The organism is Amycolatopsis sp. DG1A-15b, from assembly GCF_030285645.1.
In the GTDB taxonomy this organism is placed as follows: domain Bacteria; phylum Actinomycetota; class Actinomycetes; order Mycobacteriales; family Pseudonocardiaceae; genus Amycolatopsis.
In genome coordinates this window covers 6594510-6611051 of sequence record NZ_CP127296.1, presented here as the reverse complement: position 1 = coordinate 6611051, position 16542 = coordinate 6594510, and the positions used below count along the sequence as shown (strand labels likewise).

At 73.7% G+C, this 16542-nt stretch carries 12 protein-coding genes; 9 read left to right on the top strand and 3 right to left on the bottom strand.

Annotated elements, in window-relative coordinates:
- Positions 1–7: 7 nt before the first annotated feature.
- The gene (locus tag QRY02_RS30265) at positions 8–3178 is read right to left on the bottom strand and encodes an ATP-binding protein (protein ID WP_285986233.1); all 3171 of its coding nucleotides are present in this window, start codon (positions 3176–3178) and stop codon (positions 8–10) included.
- A 125-nt stretch (positions 3179–3303) separates the two neighbouring features.
- Here QRY02_RS30265 and QRY02_RS30260 point away from each other — a divergent pair, with 125 nt between their 5' ends.
- The 7 genes from QRY02_RS30260 (at position 3304) to QRY02_RS30230 (ending at position 10910) form a co-directional block, all read left to right on the top strand.
- Entirely contained in the window at positions 3304–4470 is a 1167-nt protein-coding gene (locus tag QRY02_RS30260; protein ID WP_285986232.1) for an SGNH/GDSL hydrolase family protein, read from the top strand.
- Between the two features lie 68 nt (positions 4471–4538).
- Positions 4539–6971: a tetratricopeptide repeat protein gene (locus tag QRY02_RS30255; RefSeq protein WP_285986231.1), complete on the top strand. Its 2433-nt coding sequence runs from the start codon at positions 4539–4541 to the stop codon at positions 6969–6971.
- A gap of 449 nt (positions 6972–7420) precedes the next feature.
- Entirely contained in the window at positions 7421–7588 is a 168-nt protein-coding gene (locus QRY02_RS30250) for a hypothetical protein (protein WP_285986230.1), read from the top strand.
- Between the two features lie 70 nt (positions 7589–7658).
- Entirely contained in the window at positions 7659–8159 is a 501-nt protein-coding gene (locus tag QRY02_RS30245) for a MauE/DoxX family redox-associated membrane protein (RefSeq protein ID WP_285986229.1), read from the top strand.
- Complete coding sequence (locus QRY02_RS30240; RefSeq protein WP_285986228.1) at positions 8159–8662, top strand: thioredoxin domain-containing protein; 504 nt, start codon at positions 8159–8161, stop codon at positions 8660–8662. The genes QRY02_RS30245 and QRY02_RS30240 overlap by 1 nt, the downstream gene beginning before the upstream one ends.
- 2 nt (positions 8663–8664) lie before the next feature.
- Positions 8665–10482 carry an ABC transporter ATP-binding protein gene (locus QRY02_RS30235; protein ID WP_285986227.1) on the top strand — a complete coding sequence of 606 codons (1818 nt, stop codon included), beginning with the start codon at positions 8665–8667 and terminating at the stop codon, positions 10480–10482.
- Positions 10479–10910, top strand: coding sequence for a S26 family signal peptidase (locus tag QRY02_RS30230; RefSeq protein WP_285986226.1), 432 nt, complete (start codon positions 10479–10481; stop codon positions 10908–10910). Before QRY02_RS30235 ends, QRY02_RS30230 begins: the two co-directional genes overlap by 4 nt.
- Before the next feature lie 40 nt (positions 10911–10950).
- On the opposite strand, the gene eno is transcribed toward QRY02_RS30230, so the two are convergent.
- Positions 10951–12234, bottom strand: a complete 1284-nt coding sequence (gene eno / locus QRY02_RS30225; RefSeq protein ID WP_285986225.1) for a phosphopyruvate hydratase — start codon at positions 12232–12234, stop codon at positions 10951–10953.
- Between the two features lie 97 nt (positions 12235–12331).
- Positions 12332–13408: a sensor histidine kinase gene (locus QRY02_RS30220; protein WP_353067999.1), complete on the bottom strand. Its 1077-nt coding sequence runs from the start codon at positions 13406–13408 to the stop codon at positions 12332–12334.
- A 70-nt stretch (positions 13409–13478) separates the two neighbouring features.
- Between QRY02_RS30220 and QRY02_RS30215 the strand changes: the two genes are divergently transcribed.
- Together QRY02_RS30215 and QRY02_RS30210 are read left to right on the top strand one after the other, a co-directional pair.
- Entirely contained in the window at positions 13479–14387 is a 909-nt protein-coding gene (locus QRY02_RS30215; RefSeq protein ID WP_285986223.1) for an aminoglycoside phosphotransferase family protein, read from the top strand.
- A 128-nt stretch (positions 14388–14515) separates the two neighbouring features.
- Positions 14516–16387, top strand: coding sequence for a GTP-binding protein (locus tag QRY02_RS30210; RefSeq protein ID WP_285986222.1), 1872 nt, complete (start codon positions 14516–14518; stop codon positions 16385–16387).
- The last annotated feature ends 155 nt before the right edge of the window (positions 16388–16542 follow it).

Genomic DNA, 16542 nt, shown 5'->3' with positions numbered 1-16542 from the left:
ACCGCGCTCACCCGGAGAGCCGCGCCGGGTCAGCGGCGGCGACGGCTGCCGGCGCATCCAGCTCCCAGCCCTCCGCGTACGCCGCGGCGAACTCGGCCTCGCCCAGGGCGGCCTGGCCCCGGTGGGTGAGCTCGCGGACCTGCGGATCGGTGCGGTCGTGCGCGCCACGCAGCCGGGCGGCGACGCCGAGCAGCACGGCCGGCTCCCGCCGGCGCCCACGTGCTTCGGCGAGCGCGGCCGTGTGCACCGTCACCAGCGACAGGATCGGCAGGTCCCGGGCCGCCAGCGCGGCCGCGTACGCCGCCCGCCCGGCCTGGTCCGCGCCGGCCGGGTCGCCCAGGGCCAGACAGAGCGCGGACCGCGCGCCGGCGATCAGCGCCCGGGCGTGGTCGGAGGGGAACCCCGTGTCGACGAGCAGCCGGCGTTCGGCGTCGTCGAGCAGGGCCCCGGCCCCGGCCAGGTCGCCGAGGCGCACGCGCAGGCCGGCCTCCCAGCCGTCGATCAGGACCGGCAGTTCCGCCGACGACGCGCGCAGCAGCCGCTCCCGGACCGAGCCGATCACCGCCAGCGCCCGGCCGGTTTCGCCGCGCCGGATGTGCAGGTCGATCCAGCGCAGGTCGTTGTAGAGCTGGTCGCCGAGGCTGAGCGTGCCGAACTCGCCCGCCAGCGCCTGGGCCTCGCGCAGGTCGGCCAGCGCGCCGTCGAGGTCTTCGTAGCGCCGCAACTGGGCCCGCATCGGCAGCGTCGCCGACTGGCCCCACCGGTCGCCGGCCCGCCGGAAGCCGGCCAGCGCGGCCGCCACGTGGACGCGCACCCGGTCGAGCTCGCCCGCGTTTTCGGCGATCTCGGCCTGGAACATGTGAGCCAGCCCGGACAGCCACACGTCGTCACCGTCGGCCAGCTGCCGGAAGATCGCGAGTGCGGACTCGTCGCCCAGCAGGAAGAGCAGCATCGGGCCGAACACGCGGTAGTGGCCGGGCAGCCGCGGGTGCGCCAGCAGCCGTCCGGCCAGCTCGCGCATCTCCGCCCGGTCTTCCGCGGCTTCCCCGGCGCTGATCCCGGACAGGATGTCCGCGCGGCTGAGCAGGTGGGCGGCCCGGGCGCAGTCCCGCTCGGGCGTCGGCTCGCCGCCGGGCACCGCCAGGGCCTCGCCCAGCCAGTAGCCGGCGTCGGAGTCGCGGCCGAACATCTGCCAGTACCAGGTGAGCGCGAGGGCCAGCGCGATCGCGGCGGTGGAGTCGTGGGTGGCGCACAGGTGACGCAGGGCGGCGACCGCGTTGTCGTACTCGGCGCCGATGACGGCCATGGCCGCCAGCTGGCCTGGCCCGCGCAGCTCGGCGTCGTGGCGGGTGATCAGCCCGGTGAAGTGGGCGGCGGCCAGGTCGCGAACCGGGCCGAGATCGCCGGCAAGCCGTTCGATGCCGTACTCGCGGATCGTCTCGAGCATGCGGTAGCGGCCGGTGCCGGGCGCGAGCTGCAGCAGGGACCGGTCGACGAGGGCGGCGAGCAGGTCGGGGACCTCGCCGGCGGGCACGGTGGTGCCCGCGCAGACGGCGGCGGCCGAGGCGGACGTGACGCCGCCGGGCAGGACGGCGATCCGGTCCGCGACCGTGCGTTCGCGCTCGTCGAGCAGCTCCCAGCTCCAGGCGATGACCGCACGCAGGGTGCGGTGCCGCGGCGGCGCGGTGCGGCTGCCGGTGGTGAGCAGCCGGAACCGGTCGGCGAGCCCGTCGGCCAGGTCCGGCAGCGACAGCGTCCGCAACCGGGCGGCGGCCAGCTCGAGGGCCAGCGGCAGGCCGTCCAAGCCGCGCACCACGCGCACGATGTCGGACAGCGTGGTTTCGTCGACGGCGAAACCGGGCCGCACGGCGGCGGCCCGCTCGGTGAACAGGCGCACCGAGGCCACTTCGCGGACGTCGTCGTCCGGGCCGGGCAGGGCGAGCGGGCCCAGCGGTACCAGTGCTTCGCCGTCCACGGCCAGGGGTTCGCGGCTGGTGGCGAGCACCCGCAGGCCGGGGCAGCGGGGCAACAGCGTCGCGACCAGGTGGGCCACGGCGTCGATCAGGTGCTCGCAGTTGTCGACCAGCAGCAGGCTTTCCCGGCCGCCGAGCTCGCTGACGAGCACGTCCAGCTCGTCAGCGTGCTCCGCCCCGGCGCGCTTGCGGGCGTCGAACAGCGCGCTGCCGCGCAGGCCGATCCCGGCGAGCACGGCCGGCGCCACCTTCGCCGGTTCGGTGACGGAGGCGAGGTCGATGAGCCGGACGTCGTGGCCGTGCCGGCGAGCGGCCTCCAGCGCGAGCCGGGTCTTGCCGGCGCCACCGGGGCCGAGGACGGTGACCAGGCGTCCGGTCCTGAGCAGGGCGGAGACGCGCGCGAGGTCGTCGTCGCGGCCGATGAAGCTGGTCAGCGGCGCGGGCAGGGGAGCGGGCCGAAGCCGGTCCGGGGCCGGGGCCGGGAGGGGTTGCAGCAGACGCAGGTGGCGTTCCCGCAGCGCGGTGCCCGGGTCGGCGCCGAGGGTTTCGGCCAGGGTCTGGCGGACGCGCTCGTAGACGGACAGCGCCTCGGCCTGACGTCCCTGCGCGGCGAGCGCGTCCATCAGCAGGGCCGCCGCCCGCTCGTGCGCCGGGTGCTCGGCCAGCAGCGCGGTCAGCCGGGCGGCGGCCGGTTCGGCGCGTCCCAGCGACAGTTCCGCGTCGGCGAGGTCCGCGATGGCTTCGATCGACAGCCGGGCCAGCCGGGTCGCCACCGCCGGGGCGACGGCGGCGATGAGCGCGGGCTCGCCCCACAACGCCACCGCCTCGGCGAGGGCGGCGCTCGCGGCTTCGGCGTCCCCGGCCCGCAGCCGCTCCCGGCCGGCCGCGGTGAGCTGCTCGAAGCGCACGGCGTCCACGTCGGTCACCGCCAGCCGGTAGCCGCCCGCGACCTGCACGAGCAAGCCGTCGGCCGGGGCGAGGGTGCGCCGCAGCCGGGAAACGAGGGTCTGCAGGGCGGAGGCGGTGCCGGACGGCGGTTCGTCGCCCCACACCGCGTCGACCAGTACCCCCGGCTCGACCGCGCGGCCACCGGCGAGCGCCAGCCGGACGAGCAGGGCCCGCAACCGCGCGCCCGGGACGGGCAGGACCGTGTCACCCCGGGACACCTGGAACGTGCCCAGCAGCGTGATGCGAAGCCCGTCCATGCCCCGATCTTCGCGTGCCCGGCCTCGTGGCCTCAACGAGGGCGGTGCGTGTGAGCGCGGCGTGCGTCCCGTGTGCGCGGCCCACCGCAGCCTTCGGAGGTCAGCACGACCACGGGAGGCAACAGATGACCGACACGAACATCGGCTGGGTCCGCAGCTGGGGCGCCTCGCCCCAATCGCCGTACGGCGGGCTGGGCTCGCTCGACGACCACCCGCCCTTCGCCGACGTGACGCTCCGCCAGGTGGTGCGCCTCAGCGGCGGCGGGCGCCGGGTGCGCGTCCGCTTCACCAACGAGTTCGGCACCGCGCCCGTCACCATCGGCGCGGCGCAAGTGGGCCTCGCGGTGCCCGGCGGCGGCGTGCGGGACGGGCGCGTGCTGACGTTCTCCGGTGCCACGGCCGTCACCATTCCCACGGGCGCACCGATGCTGAGTGACCCGGTGGAGCTGCCCGCGGCGGCGTTGACCGAGCTGTCCGTCAGCCTCTACCTGCCCGAGCGCGTGGAAACCTGTACGTGCCACGAACCCGTCTTCGACACCGGCTGGACGATCCCGGGTGACGCCGTCGCGGCTTCGGTGCTGCCGGCGGACGCCACCGTCCTGCCGGTGCGGGCGCTCATCTCCGCGGTCGACGTGGTCCCCGACGCCCCGGCCACGGCCGTCGTCGTGGTCGGCGACTCGCGCACCGACGGCGCCGGGTCCACTCCGGACACCCACCACAGCTGGCCGGAGCTGCTGGCCGCGCGAGGCGCGGGTTTCGTCGTCAACCAGGGCATCAGCGGCAACCGGCTGCTCGACGAAGGCATCGGGTCCGCGGTCCTGGCCCGCTTCGACCGGGACGTGCTGGCGACGCCGGGCCTCGGCTGCGTCGTGGTGTCCGTGGGCGGCAACGACCTCGCCATCTCCTTCGCCCCGCGCGACGACGGTCCGCTGGCCGACTTCCTGAAGATGTTCCCCGGCGCACCGGTGACGACGGACGACGTCATCGCCGGCTACCGGCAGCTGGTGACGCGGGCGCGTGAACGCGGGGTGCGGGTCTACGCCACCACGATCGCGCCCTTCGAAGGCGCCGACGCCTTCACCCCGGGGTGCGAGACCGCACGCCAGGTGGTGAACGAGTGGATCCGCACCGGCGGCGCGTTCGACGCGGTGCTGGACTTCGACGCCGTCTGGCGCGACCCGGACCACCCCAGCCGGATCAGGGAAGACCTCCACTCCGGTGACTACCTGCACGGCAGCGACGCGGGCTACCGGGCACTGGCCGACTCGGTCGATTTGTCACTGTTCGGCTGAGCCCGAACCGGGCGGCCATCTCCGGGAAACCGGGACGCCGGCCGGGTGAACGCGGCCACCATGGCGGGATGGCGTTCACCGAACCACCCGATCCCGGCCAGGCGCGCACGCTGGCCGAGCTCATCGCGCAGCTGCGGCTGCTCAAGGCGTGGGCGGGCGGCCCGTCGTACGCGCAGATCGCCGAGCGGGTCAACCGGCTCTGGACGGCCGCCGGGCGGCCACCCGGCGAGCGGACCGCCCGCACCACCGTCGCCGACTGCTTCAAGCCCGGCCGGGCGCGGCCCAACACCGATCTGCTGCTGGCCGTCGTCGAGGTGCTGCACCCGGACCCGGGGTACGTCGCCGACTGGCAGCACGTGCTGCGGGTGGTCCGCGGCCGCGCGGAGGCGGCGACCTTCGTCCAGGCGCAGCTCGGCCTGCCGGAGGCGGACGCGCACTTCACCGGGCGCCGGGCGGAACTCGCGCGGCTGGGCGCGGTGCTCGGCGACGGCGCGGGCGGGCGGGTGGCGGTGATCGCGGGCATGGCCGGGGTCGGCAAGACCGGGCTGGCCGTCCACACCGGCCACGAGCTGCTGCGCACGGGCCGGTGCGACAACGCGCTTTTCGTGAATCTGCGAGGGTTCCACCCCGACCCCGGCCGGCCGCCGGTCGATCCGGCCGCGGTGCTCGACTCCTTCCTGCGGCTGCTCGGCGTGCCCGGGCACGCCGTCCCCGCCGACCTGGCCGGCAAGACGCGGGTCTACCAGGAACGATCGGCCGGGCGGCGGCTGCTGGTCGTCCTCGACAACGCGAGCAGCGAGGAGCAGGTCCGCCCCCTGCTGCCCGGCGAGCGGGGCGGTCCGGTGCTCGTCACCAGCCGCCTGGCGTTCGCCGGGCCGGCCGGGGCCACGCACGTGCCCTTGGACGTGCTGAGCCCGGACGACGCGCTCGCGTACCTGCGGCGCACCGTCGGCGCGGAGCGGGTGGACCAGGCACCCGGCGTGGCCCGGCGGATCACCGCCGAGCTCGGCCGGCTGCCGCTCGCGCTGAGCCTCGCCGCGCTGTGGATGACCGCGCCGGCCCACCGGCCGTGGCTGCTGGCCGACCACCTGGAGCGGCTCGAGCAGCGGCGCGCGCACCTGCGGCTCGACAACGCCGTGGACGCGTCGATCAGCCTGTCCTACGACCAGCTCGCCGAGCCGGAGCGGCGGGCCTTGCGGCTGCTGGCGCTGCACCCGGGCGCGGACCTGGACGCCCACGGCATCGCGGCGCTCGCCGATACCGGCCTGGCGGAGGCGACCCGGATCGCGGACCGGCTCGTCACCGCGCACCTGGTGCGGCGCGACGAGGCGGGCCGGTTCGAGCTGCACGACCTCATCCGCGCGTTCGGCATGGCACGGGCCGAGGACGAGGACGCCCCCGCCGGCCGGAAGGCCGCGCTGACGCGGTTGCTCGACTACTACACGTTCGCGGCCGCCACCGCGATGGACCAGTACGCGCCGCGGATGCGGGCCTACCGGCCGCGCGTCCCCGACCCCGGCCTGCCGATCCCGCCGCTGACCGACCGCGAGCCGGCGACCGCATGGCTGGACGCCGAACGCGCCAACCTGGTCGGCGCCGGTGTCCACGGGGTGGCGTCCGGCCACGCGGGCCTGCTGTCGCGGCTGCTGTTCCGCTACCTGCAGACCGGCGGCTACATCAGCGAAGCGCTGGTCCTGCACGCGAGCGCGGCCGAATCGGCCGACCCGGCCGCCCGCGGGCACGCACTGGTGAGCCTCGCCGCCACCCACAGCCAGGTCGGCCGCTACGAGGTGGCGACGCGGCACGTCGAGGAGGCACTGGACTGCTTCCGCGGCGCCGGAGACCGCTCCGGCGAGTGCCGGGCGCTCGGCACGCTGGGCGCGATCACGTCGTGGAACGCCGACTTCGTGCGGTCGGCGGGGTTCCTGCGGGAGGCGTTGACGCTGTCCCGCGAGCTCCGCGACCGGGCCGGCGAACGGACCGCGCTGACCAACCTCGGCTTCGTCTACGGGCGGCTGGGCTGGTACGCCGAGGCGCTGGAGATCCACATGAAAGCGCTGGCCATCGACCAGCAGACCGGCGACCTGTGCGACACGGGGCGCACCCTGCTCAACATCGGCGACACGCACCTGCGTTCGGGCGGCCACGCGGAGGCCTGCGGCTACTTCCGCCGCGCCACCGCGATCGCCGAGCAGGCGGGCGACCGCGACCTGCACCTGGAAGCGCTGCTGTGCCTCGCGGACGCGTCGCTGGAACTGGGCCGGACGGAGCACGCGCGCACGACGCACGAGTGTGCGCTGGCGATCGCGGTGGACCTGGGGAGCCTGCACGCGGCGGCCCGGGCGCACACGGGCCTGGCCCGGGCGCTGACCGTGTCGGGTGATCCGGAGCGGGCCCGGCACCACTGGCTCGCGGCCCGGGACCACCACCGGGAGCTGGGGTTGCCGGAGCCGGCGGAGATCGCCGCGGGAGCGGATTGTTCAGTGGCGGCCGGCGGCTGAGCCGGCGCGCATTCGCAAGGCCCCCTGCGCCCCAATGGGCTTTTCCCAGTGGGGGCGGGGCAGGTGTTGTTGTGTGATGAGGCGTGGGGCCGCGGTACATCTGTGGTACTCGAGCAAGCACCGCGCCTTCGGCGGGAATGGTCCCTGCTCAAACCCGCTGGCGAACCCTCGATCACATCAGCCTCTGCCCACCCCAACGCCCCCACCAGCCACACCACGGGGAGACAACCCCGATGTGGCCTTGGTTGCGTTGAGCACTCCGAAGGCCACATCGGGTGCGTTGAGCGCACCGACGGCCACCTTGGGGCGCATTCTCCGGGACTCGCGGCGGCGTCCGGGTTCGTCCGGGATTGCTGCCCGCGGACGCACCGACCGCGATGCTCGCAGCCGGTGCGGGATCGCGGTAGCGCGTCCCACACCTCGGACACCCACCGTCGAAGGGAGACACCATGGGGCGCCTGATCGACCGCGTGCTGAACCGGATCGTGCCCACCGCACAGGCTTCCGCCTGCAGCGGCCAGTACTTCTGCAATGCCCAAGGCCACAAGGGCTACTGGTACCGCTTCTGCTGCCCGCAGACCGGCTGCGAGTGGTCCAAGGTCCGCAGCACCTGCTGATCCGGTCCGAGCGTGCCGGGCGGTGTCCGCCGCCTTCCCCGCGGACACCGCCCGGCGTGGATGGAGTGACATGGAGTACCTGCGGGCCGCCGGCGCGGCACTGATCGCCGTGGTCTTCGCCGCCTCGGCGTTCTCGAAGCTGCGGGATTTCCGCGGGTTCGCGCGTTCGGTGCCCGCGCTGGTGCCGATGCCCGCCAAGTGGGTCACGCCGGTGTCGGTGGCCGTGGTGGGCACCGAACTGGCCTCCGCGGTCCTCGTGCTGGTCACCGCCGTGGCCGGCTTCGTCCTCGCATCGGCGTTGCTGCTGGCCTTCACCGCCGCCATCGCCGCTTCACTGCGACGCGGGCGGCGTGCCCCGTGCCGCTGCTTCGGCGCGACCGAAACCCCGATCGGCCCGCGCCACCTGGTCCGCAACACCCTGCTGATCTGCTTCGCCGTCCTCGGCGCGCTCGCGCCGGCGCACCAGCCGCCCGTCGCCGGAGCCGCCATCGCCTTCGCGGCCGGGGTGGTGGTGGCCGTGCTCGTCGTCGCCATGGACGACATCGCCGTCGTGTTCGCAAGGAGTTCCTGATGCCTTACGTCGTCGCCACCTTGGTGCTGCTGGGCGTGGTGTGCCTGCTGAACCTGCTCCTCACCGTCGGGATCCTGCGCCGGATGCGAGCTCAGCCCGCCGCGAGGTCCGAGCCGCCGTTCGCGCTGCGCCCCGGCTCGGCCGTCGGCGAGTTCGCCGTCACCACCACCGACGGCGAGCCGCTCACCGCCGCCGGGCTCGAGGGCACGGTGGCGTTCTTCTCCGCCGACTGCGCCGCCTGCCACGACACCCTGCCGGACTTCCTGGCCTACGCCCGTGCACAGGGCCGTGACCACGTCTTCGCCGTCTTCGGCGGCGACGAGCCGGACACCGTGCGCGCGCTCGCCGAGGTCGCCCACGTGGTGACGGCCGAGCTGGACGGCGGCCCGGTCGCCGCCGCGTTCCGCAACACCTGGACGCCCGCGTTGTACGTGGTGGCGGCCGGGCGGGTGACCGCGACCGCCGGCCGGGTGCACGAACTGCCCGTGCCCGCCGGACGGTGACCGTGGGGGAACCGGACCACCGGATCGGCGCGGAGCAGGTACGGGCGGCGGGCGCGGCCGCCGCCCGGCTGCTCTGGCGGTCCGGCCCGGCACGGCTGCTGGGACTGGTGGCCATGACCGCGGCCGCGGCCACCGCCCCGATCGCCACCGCCTGGCTGACCAAACTCGTCCTCGACCGCCTCGTCGAGCGCACCGGTGCGGTCGGCGGCCTCGCCGTGGCCCTGGTGCTGACCGGGCTCGCCGTCGCCGCGCTGCCCGTGGTCGTCCACTACGTCCGCGCGCAGATCGGCCGCGCGGCCAGCACCGTCGCCACCGACCGGCTGTTCGCCGCGCTGGGCAGGCAGGTCGGGTTGCGCACCTTCGAGAACCCGGCCTACCAGGACCGGCTGCGGCTGGCCCAGGAAAGCTGCGGCCGGATGCCGGAAATCGTCGACGGCGTCGGCGGCACGCTCAGCGGGACGCTTTCACTGGCCGGGTTCCTCGGCTCGCTGCTCCTGCTGAGCCCGGCGATGACCGGCGTAGTGCTCGCCGCCGCGATCCCCGCCCTGCTCGCCGAACTGCTGCTGGCCCGGCGCCGGGCCGCGGTGGAGTGGCGCATCGAGCGGTTCACCCGGCGCGAATTCTTCTACAGCCAGCTGCTCACCGGCATCCCCGCCGCGACCGAAATCCGGCTGTTCGGCATCGGGGCGTTCCTGCGCGCCCGGCTGATGGACGAGCGCCGCAGCGCCAACGAAGCCCAGCGCCGCATGGACGAGCGGGAGCTGTGGACCATGGGCGGGCTGACGGCGCTGAGCGCGGCCGTCGCCGGGGCGGGACTCTGGTGGGCGATCACCTCGGCGTACGACGGGTCGCTCAGCGCCGGCGACGTCTCGATGTTCGTGGCCGCCGTCGCCGGCGTGCAGGCCGCGCTGGGCACGCTGGCGTCGTCGATCGCCGGCGGACAGGCCCGGCTGCTGTCGTTCGCGCACTACGTCGCCGTGGTCCACGCGGAACCCGATCTGCCGAGCGGTTCCCGCGACACGGTTCCCGCCCTGCGGCAAGGGCTCGAGCTGCGTGACGTCTGGTTCCGCTACAGCGACGACCACCCGTGGGTGCTGCGCGGGGTGGACCTCACCATCCCGCACGGTGCGGCGGTCGCCCTCGTCGGCCTCAACGGCGCGGGCAAGAGCACGCTCGTGAAGCTGTTGTGCCGCATGTACGACCCGACGCGCGGGCAGATCCTCTGGGACGGCGTCGACCTGCGCGACCTGCCGCCCGCCCTGCTGCGCCAGCGGATCAGCGCCGTCTTCCAGGACCACATGAACTACGACATGACCGCGGCCGAGAACATCGGGCTCGGCGAGCTGTCCGCGCTGGACGACCGGGCCCGGCTGGTGGACGCCGCGACCCGGGCGGGCGCGCACGAGCGGATCGCCGCCCTGCCGAAGGGTTACGACACACCGCTCACCCGGATCTTCGAGATCGGCACCGAGGACACCTCGACCGGCGTGGTGCTTTCCGGCGGGCAGTGGCAGCGGCTGGCGCTGGCCCGCTCGCTCGTCCGGGAGAGCCGGGACCTGATGATCCTCGACGAGCCGAGCTCCGGCCTCGACCCGGAGGCCGAACAGGAGGTGCACGCGCGCATCCGCGAGCACCGGCAAGGCCGGACGAGCCTGCTCATCTCGCACCGGCTGAGCGCGGTGCGCGACGCCGACCGCATCGCCGTGCTCGAGGACGGCCGGATCAGCGAGCTGGGCACGCACGAGAGCCTGCTCGCCGCAGACGGTGGCTACGCGCGTCTGTTCCGCCTGCAGGCCGACGGCTACCAGGCGGTGTCGTGAAAGGACCGGTTTTCCTCGGGTTGCTGATCGCCGGCAGCGTGTTCGCCGCCCGCCGGCGGCTGATCATGACCACAGTGGACGGTCCGAGCATGGCCCCGGCGTTGCTGTCCGGCGACCGGGTCCTGGTGCGCCGGACCCGCCGCCCGCGCCGCGGCCAGGTGGCCCTCATGCGCTTCCCGCAGCTGCCGAGCGGAGCGCCGACGGGGGACCAGCTGCTGCTCAAGCGCGTGGTGGCGGTGGCGGGCGACCGCCTCCCGTCCGGCTGGGCCGAGCCGGACGTGCACGGCCTCGGCGGCGAGGTGGTGCCCGGCGGCTGCGCCGTCGTGCTCGGCGACAACCGGCCGAGCAGCTGGGATTCCCGGCACTACGGGTTCGTGCCGCGGGAGCAGATCGTCGGCGTGGTGGTGCGCCACGTGTCCCGCGGGTGAACCGGCCCGGAGGTCCGGGTGCCTCCGGGCCGCGGTGAGCTCAGCGGCGGCCGCTGATCGTGCTCGCACCCGCGTAGCGGGCTTCGGAGCCGAGCTCTTCTTCGATGCGGATGAGCTGGTTGTACTTCGCGGTGCGGTCGGCGCGGGACAGCGAGCCGGTCTTGATCTGGCCGCAGTTGGTGGCGACCGCGAGGTCGGCGATCGTGGTGTCCTCGGTTTCGCCGGAGCGGTGGGACATGACCACGGAGTAGCCCGCCTTGTGCGCCGTTTCGACGGTGGTCAGCGTCTCGGTGAGGGTGCCGATCTGGTTGACCTTGACCAGGATCGAGTTCCCGATGCCGCGTTCGATGCCGTCGGCCAGCAGGTTCACGTTGGTGCAGAAGACGTCGTCGCCGACGAGCTGGACGCGTTCGCCGATGGTGTCGGTGAGCTGCTTCCAGCCGGCGTAGTCGTCCTGGGCGAGACCGTCCTCGATGGACACGATGGGGTAGCGGGCGGTCAGGTCGGCGAGGTAGGCGACGTGCTCTTCGACGCTGCGCTTGCGGCCTTCGCCGGTGTAGTCGTAGACCTCGCCGGTGTAGAACTCCGACGCGGCCGGGTCGAGCAGCAGGGCGATGTCCTCGCCGGGGGTGTAGCCGGACTGCTCGATGGCCCGCAGCACGAACTCCAGTGCCTCGTCGGCCGAGCTGAGGTTGGGCGCGAAGCCGCCTTCGTCGCCGACGTTGGTGCTGTGCCCGGCGTCGTGGAGGGACTTGCGCAGCGTGTGGAACACCTCGGAGCCCATCCGCACCGCCTCCGCGAACGTCGTCGCGCCGACCGGGCCGATCATGAACTCCTGGAAGTCGATCGGGTTGTCCGCGTGCGCGCCGCCGTTGATGATGTTCATCATCGGCATCGGCAGCAGGTGCGCGAACACGCCGCCGGCGTACCGGTACAGCGGCAGGGAACTGGCGGCCGCGGCCGCCTTGACCACGGCGAGCGACACCCCCAGAGTGGCGTTCGCGCCGAGCCGGGCCTTGTTCGCGGTGCCGTCCAGCTCGATCAGCGTCCGGTCGACGGTCGCCTGCGCCTCGGCGTCGAGGCCCACGATCGCCTCGGCGATCTCGGTGTTGACCGCGTCGACGGCCTTGCGCACGCCCTTGCCGTGGAACCGGGACTTGTCCCCGTCCCGCAGCTCGACCGCTTCCCGGGTGCCGGTGGAGGCACCGGAGGGCACCGCGGCCCGGCCGAGCGAACCGTCCGCCAGTTCGACGTCGACCTCGACCGTCGGGTTGCCCCGGCTGTCCAGCACTTCGCGGCCCTTGACGCGGACAATGGCAGTCATCGCACTCCTCGTGAGTCCGTCGAGCGGGGAGCGGCGCCACGGTGAGCCGCGAGACGTGGCGAGGCTAGCAGAATTTACTGAATCGATCCCGAAAAATTTACCGGCCGGCGGGGAGCCGGACCGTGACGAGGAGGCCGCCGGCCGGGCGGGGAGCCAGCTCGAGCATCCCGTCGTGGGCCCGGACGATGCTGTGCACGATCGCCAGCCCGAGACCGATGCCGTCGTGCTCGTCGGTGCGCGTGCGCCGGGTCCCGCGCTGGAAGGGCTCGGTCAGGGTCGGGACCAGCTCGGGGGGAAGCAGCCGGCCGGTGTTCTCGACCAGCAGCACGCTCGCGTAGCGCCGTCGTTCGGTGTGGACGGTGACCGTGCCGTCCGGGACGTTGTGGACGATCGCGTTCTGCACGAGGTTCGTCGCCATGCGCACGAGCAGCGCGGCGGACCCGGCCGTGTGGACCGGCTCGCCCGTGACGCCGAGCGTGATCCGGCGCTGTTCCGCCAGCGGCAACAGCGTTTCGGCGGCTTCTTCGGCGACCAGGGAAAGGTCGACGGGCTCGCGGGTGAAGTGCCGCCGGTCGCTGCGGCTGAGCAGCAGGAGGGCCTCGGTGAGGTCGATCGCCCGCGTGTTCACCGTGCGGAGCCGATCGATGAGCTCACCCCGTTCGTAGGTCGGGTCCCGGCCGGCGACGTCGAGGATGGCCTGCGAAACGGCCAGCGGGGTGCGCAGTTCGTGGGAGGCGTTCGCGGCGAAGCGCTGCTGCTCGCCGACCTGGGATTCGAGTCGTTCGAGCATCGTGTCGAAGACGTCGGCGAGCTCGCGGAACTCGTCGGAGGGGCCGGTCAGGCGGATGCGGTGGGACAGCGACCCGTGCGCGGCCAGCCGGGCGGCGTCCGCGATCCGGGTGAGCGGGGCGAGCATCCGGCCGGCGAGGAGCCAGCCGCCCAGCAGCCCGAACACCAGCAGGAAACCGAGTGCGGTGGCCGCGGAGGGAGCGAACATGCGCGTGAGGAGGTACCGGTTCGGAGCGATCCCGAGCAGGCCCTGGTCGTTGTCCGGCACGTAGCGCAGCAGGGACACCTGCACGACGGCGAGCAGCACCCCACCGGCGAGCATGAGGAACCCGGCGTAGCTGAGGGTGAGTTTCAGCCGCGCGCTGAGCCCGGGGCGCCTGTTCACGAGCGGATCGTAGGCATCGCGGGATATCGCCGGCATATTGTTTCTCCGTGATCAAGATGAAGACGCCGCGGTGAACGAAATCCCGGACCTCGGTCCCGTGCCCCGGCGCCGCACCGTCGGCGCCGAACTGGTGCGCCGGTTGATCGACGAGCAGTTCCCCCAGTGGGCGGCCCTTCCGGTCCGGCCCGTTTCCGACGGCGGGTGGGACAACTTCACCTTCCACATCGGCGGCGAAATGGTGGCGCGGCTGTCCAGCGCGGCCGAATACGCGTTGGCGGTCGACAAGGAACAGCGGTGGCTGCCGGTGCTCGCGCCCCGGTTGCCGCTGCCCATTCCGGTCCCGCTGGCGAACGGGCGTCCGGGTGCGGACTACCCCTTTCCGTGGTCGGTTCACCCGTGGATCGACGGAGAACCCGCTCGCCCCGACCGGATTTCCGACCCCGTCCGCTTTGCCGTCGACCTGGCCGGATTCCTGGCCGCTTTGCAGGACGTCGAGGCCGCCGACGGGCCTCAGCCGGGAAAGCACAATTGGTTCCGGGGCGCCACCTTGCGCACTTACGAGCCACAGGCGGAGCGCGCGCTCGCGGCGCTGCACGGCCGGATCGACGCCGGCCTGGCCCGCGAGATCTGGACGACCGCGCTGGCGGCGCGCTGGGACGGCCGGGATGTCTGGTTCCACGGTGACGTCGCCGCCGGGAACCTCCTGCTCGCCGGCGGGAACCTGACCGCCGTCATCGACTTCGGGACCTGCGGGGTCGGCGACCCGTCCTGCGACACGGCCATCGCCTGGACGCTGCTGACCGCCGACGGCAGGCGAGCGTTCCGCGAACGCCTGTCCGTCGACGACGAGACGTGGGCGCGCGGACGCGGCTGGGCGCTCTGGAAGACGCTCGTGTCCGCGGCCCGGACCGGCGAAGAGGCCGGGGAAGCGCATCGCGTCCTCGGCGAAATCTTCGCCGAATACTCGACCGGCCGTTAATCCGTTGTTCCCCCGCCGATCCGTCGGCTACGGTCGGACGGCTCTGATCGATCCGCAAGGGGGCACCATGCGCCAGATCCGCAACACCGCCGAGTCCCACGTACGCGTTGCGGCATCTGGAGTGCTCTTTGTCCGAAACCTCGGTGAACATCGGGATTCTCGCCCACGTCGACGCCGGTAAGACCAGCCTGACCGAGCGGCTGCTGTTCGACACCGGCGCGGTCGGTGCGCTCGGCCGCGTCGACGACGGCAACACCCAAACCGACACCCTCGACATCGAACGGCGTCGCGGCATCACGGTCAGCGCCGGTGTGGTCTCCTTCCGGGCCGGCGACCGGACCGTCAACGTCATCGACACACCGGGGCACGCCGATTTCGTCGCCGAGGTCGAGCGGGCGCTCGGCGTGCTCGACGGCGTCGTCCTGGTTGTCTCCGGGTCCGCCGGCGTCCAGGCGAGCACCCGGATCCTCTGGCGCATCCTGCACCGGCTGCGCGTGCCGACGCTGGTGTTCGTCAACAAGCTCGACCAGGCCGGCGCCGACCCGGCCGCGGTGCTCGAAAGCCTGCGGAAGAAACTGTCGCGCGCGATGGTGCCGATGGTGACCGTCGAGGGGGCGGGCGGCGCGGAGATCACCGTGCGCGGCCGGCCGCGCACCGCCGCCGACGTCGTCGAGGAAGTCGCCGAAGTGGCCGCCGAACACAGCGAACGGCTGCTGGCGGACTACGTCGCCGAAGAATTCGACGACACCTTGGTGTGGCACACCTTCCGCCGGCAGGTGGCGGCCGGCGAGGCGCACCCGGTGTTCCTCGGTTCGGCCGTGACCGGCGCCGGTGTGCGCGAGCTCGTCGCCGGGATCGTGGACTTCCTGCCCGCGGCCGCGCCGGGTGCCGAACTCCGCGCGACCGTGTTCAAGGTCGAGCGCGGCAGCGGCGGCGACCGGATCGCCTACGCCCGCGTGCACGGCGGGACGCTGCAGGTGCGCGACCGGGTGAACCTGTTCCGGCGGAACGGAGACGGCACGGTCGGGCGAAGCCGGCGACGGGTGACGGCGATGACGCTCGCGGGCCGCGCCGTCACCCGTGCGGACGCGGGGGACCTGGTCCGGCTGTCCGGGCTCGGTGACGTCCGGGTCGACGACCGGCTCGGTTCTCCGGACGGCGTGGCGGACGCCGGGTTGTTCCCGCCGCCCGGGCTCGTTTCGGTCGTCACCGCGCGGCCCGGCGAGGAAACCCGGCTGCACCGGGCGTTGCGGGAGCTGTGCGACCAGGACCCGCTGCTCGGCCTCCGGGCCGACCGCGGCGCCTTGTCGGTCCGGACCTACGGCGAAGTGCAGATCGAAGTGCTCCTCGAGCGGCTGCGCGAGGATTTCGGCCTGGTGGCCGGGTTCGCCCCACCGGCGCCGATCCACGTCGAAAAGCCCGTCGGGGTGGGCGAAGCGGTCCAGTTCCTGGACCGGCTCGGCCCCACCGATCCGGTCGCCACGGTCGGGCTGCGGGTGGCTCCGGGCCGCACCGGCAGCGGCGTCCGGTACGAGCTGGCCGTCGAACGCGGCTCGCTCCCGCGGGCCTTCCACACCGCCATCGAGCAGACGGTGTACCGCGCGGCGGGGTGCGGCCCGCACGGCTGGGAGGTCACCGACTGCGTCGTCACCCTGACCCATTCGGGGTTCCAGCCGCCGCTCAGCACGGCCGGTGGTTTTCGCGAAGTCACCGCGCGGCTGCTCTCGCTGGCGCTCGCGCGGGCGCGGACCCGCGTGTACGAGCCGGTGGACCGGTTCGACCTCGAAGTGCCGGAGCACGCCGCCGGAGCGGCGGTGATCGCGTTGGCCAAGCTCGAGGCGGTGTGCGAGCCGCCGGTGGTCGAAGCCGGGGTCGCCCGGCTGCGCGGCACGCTCCCGGCGGCCGCGACGACGGCTTTTCGGCGCCGGTTGCCGGCCCTCGGCCAGGGGGAAGCCGTCTTCACGGCCGAGCCCGGCGGCTACCGTCCGTGGCGGCCGTAGGAGCCTCCGGCCGGAGGAGACGTCTGCGTTCGATGGGTGAACGCGCCGGACGCTGTTCGCCTCAATCAGCCGCTTTGTCTGCGTTGGCGATTGACAACCCGGAGCCGGGAAGCGACGGTGTGGACGTGCTCTGGGAACGCTCCCAGAAGCTTCCG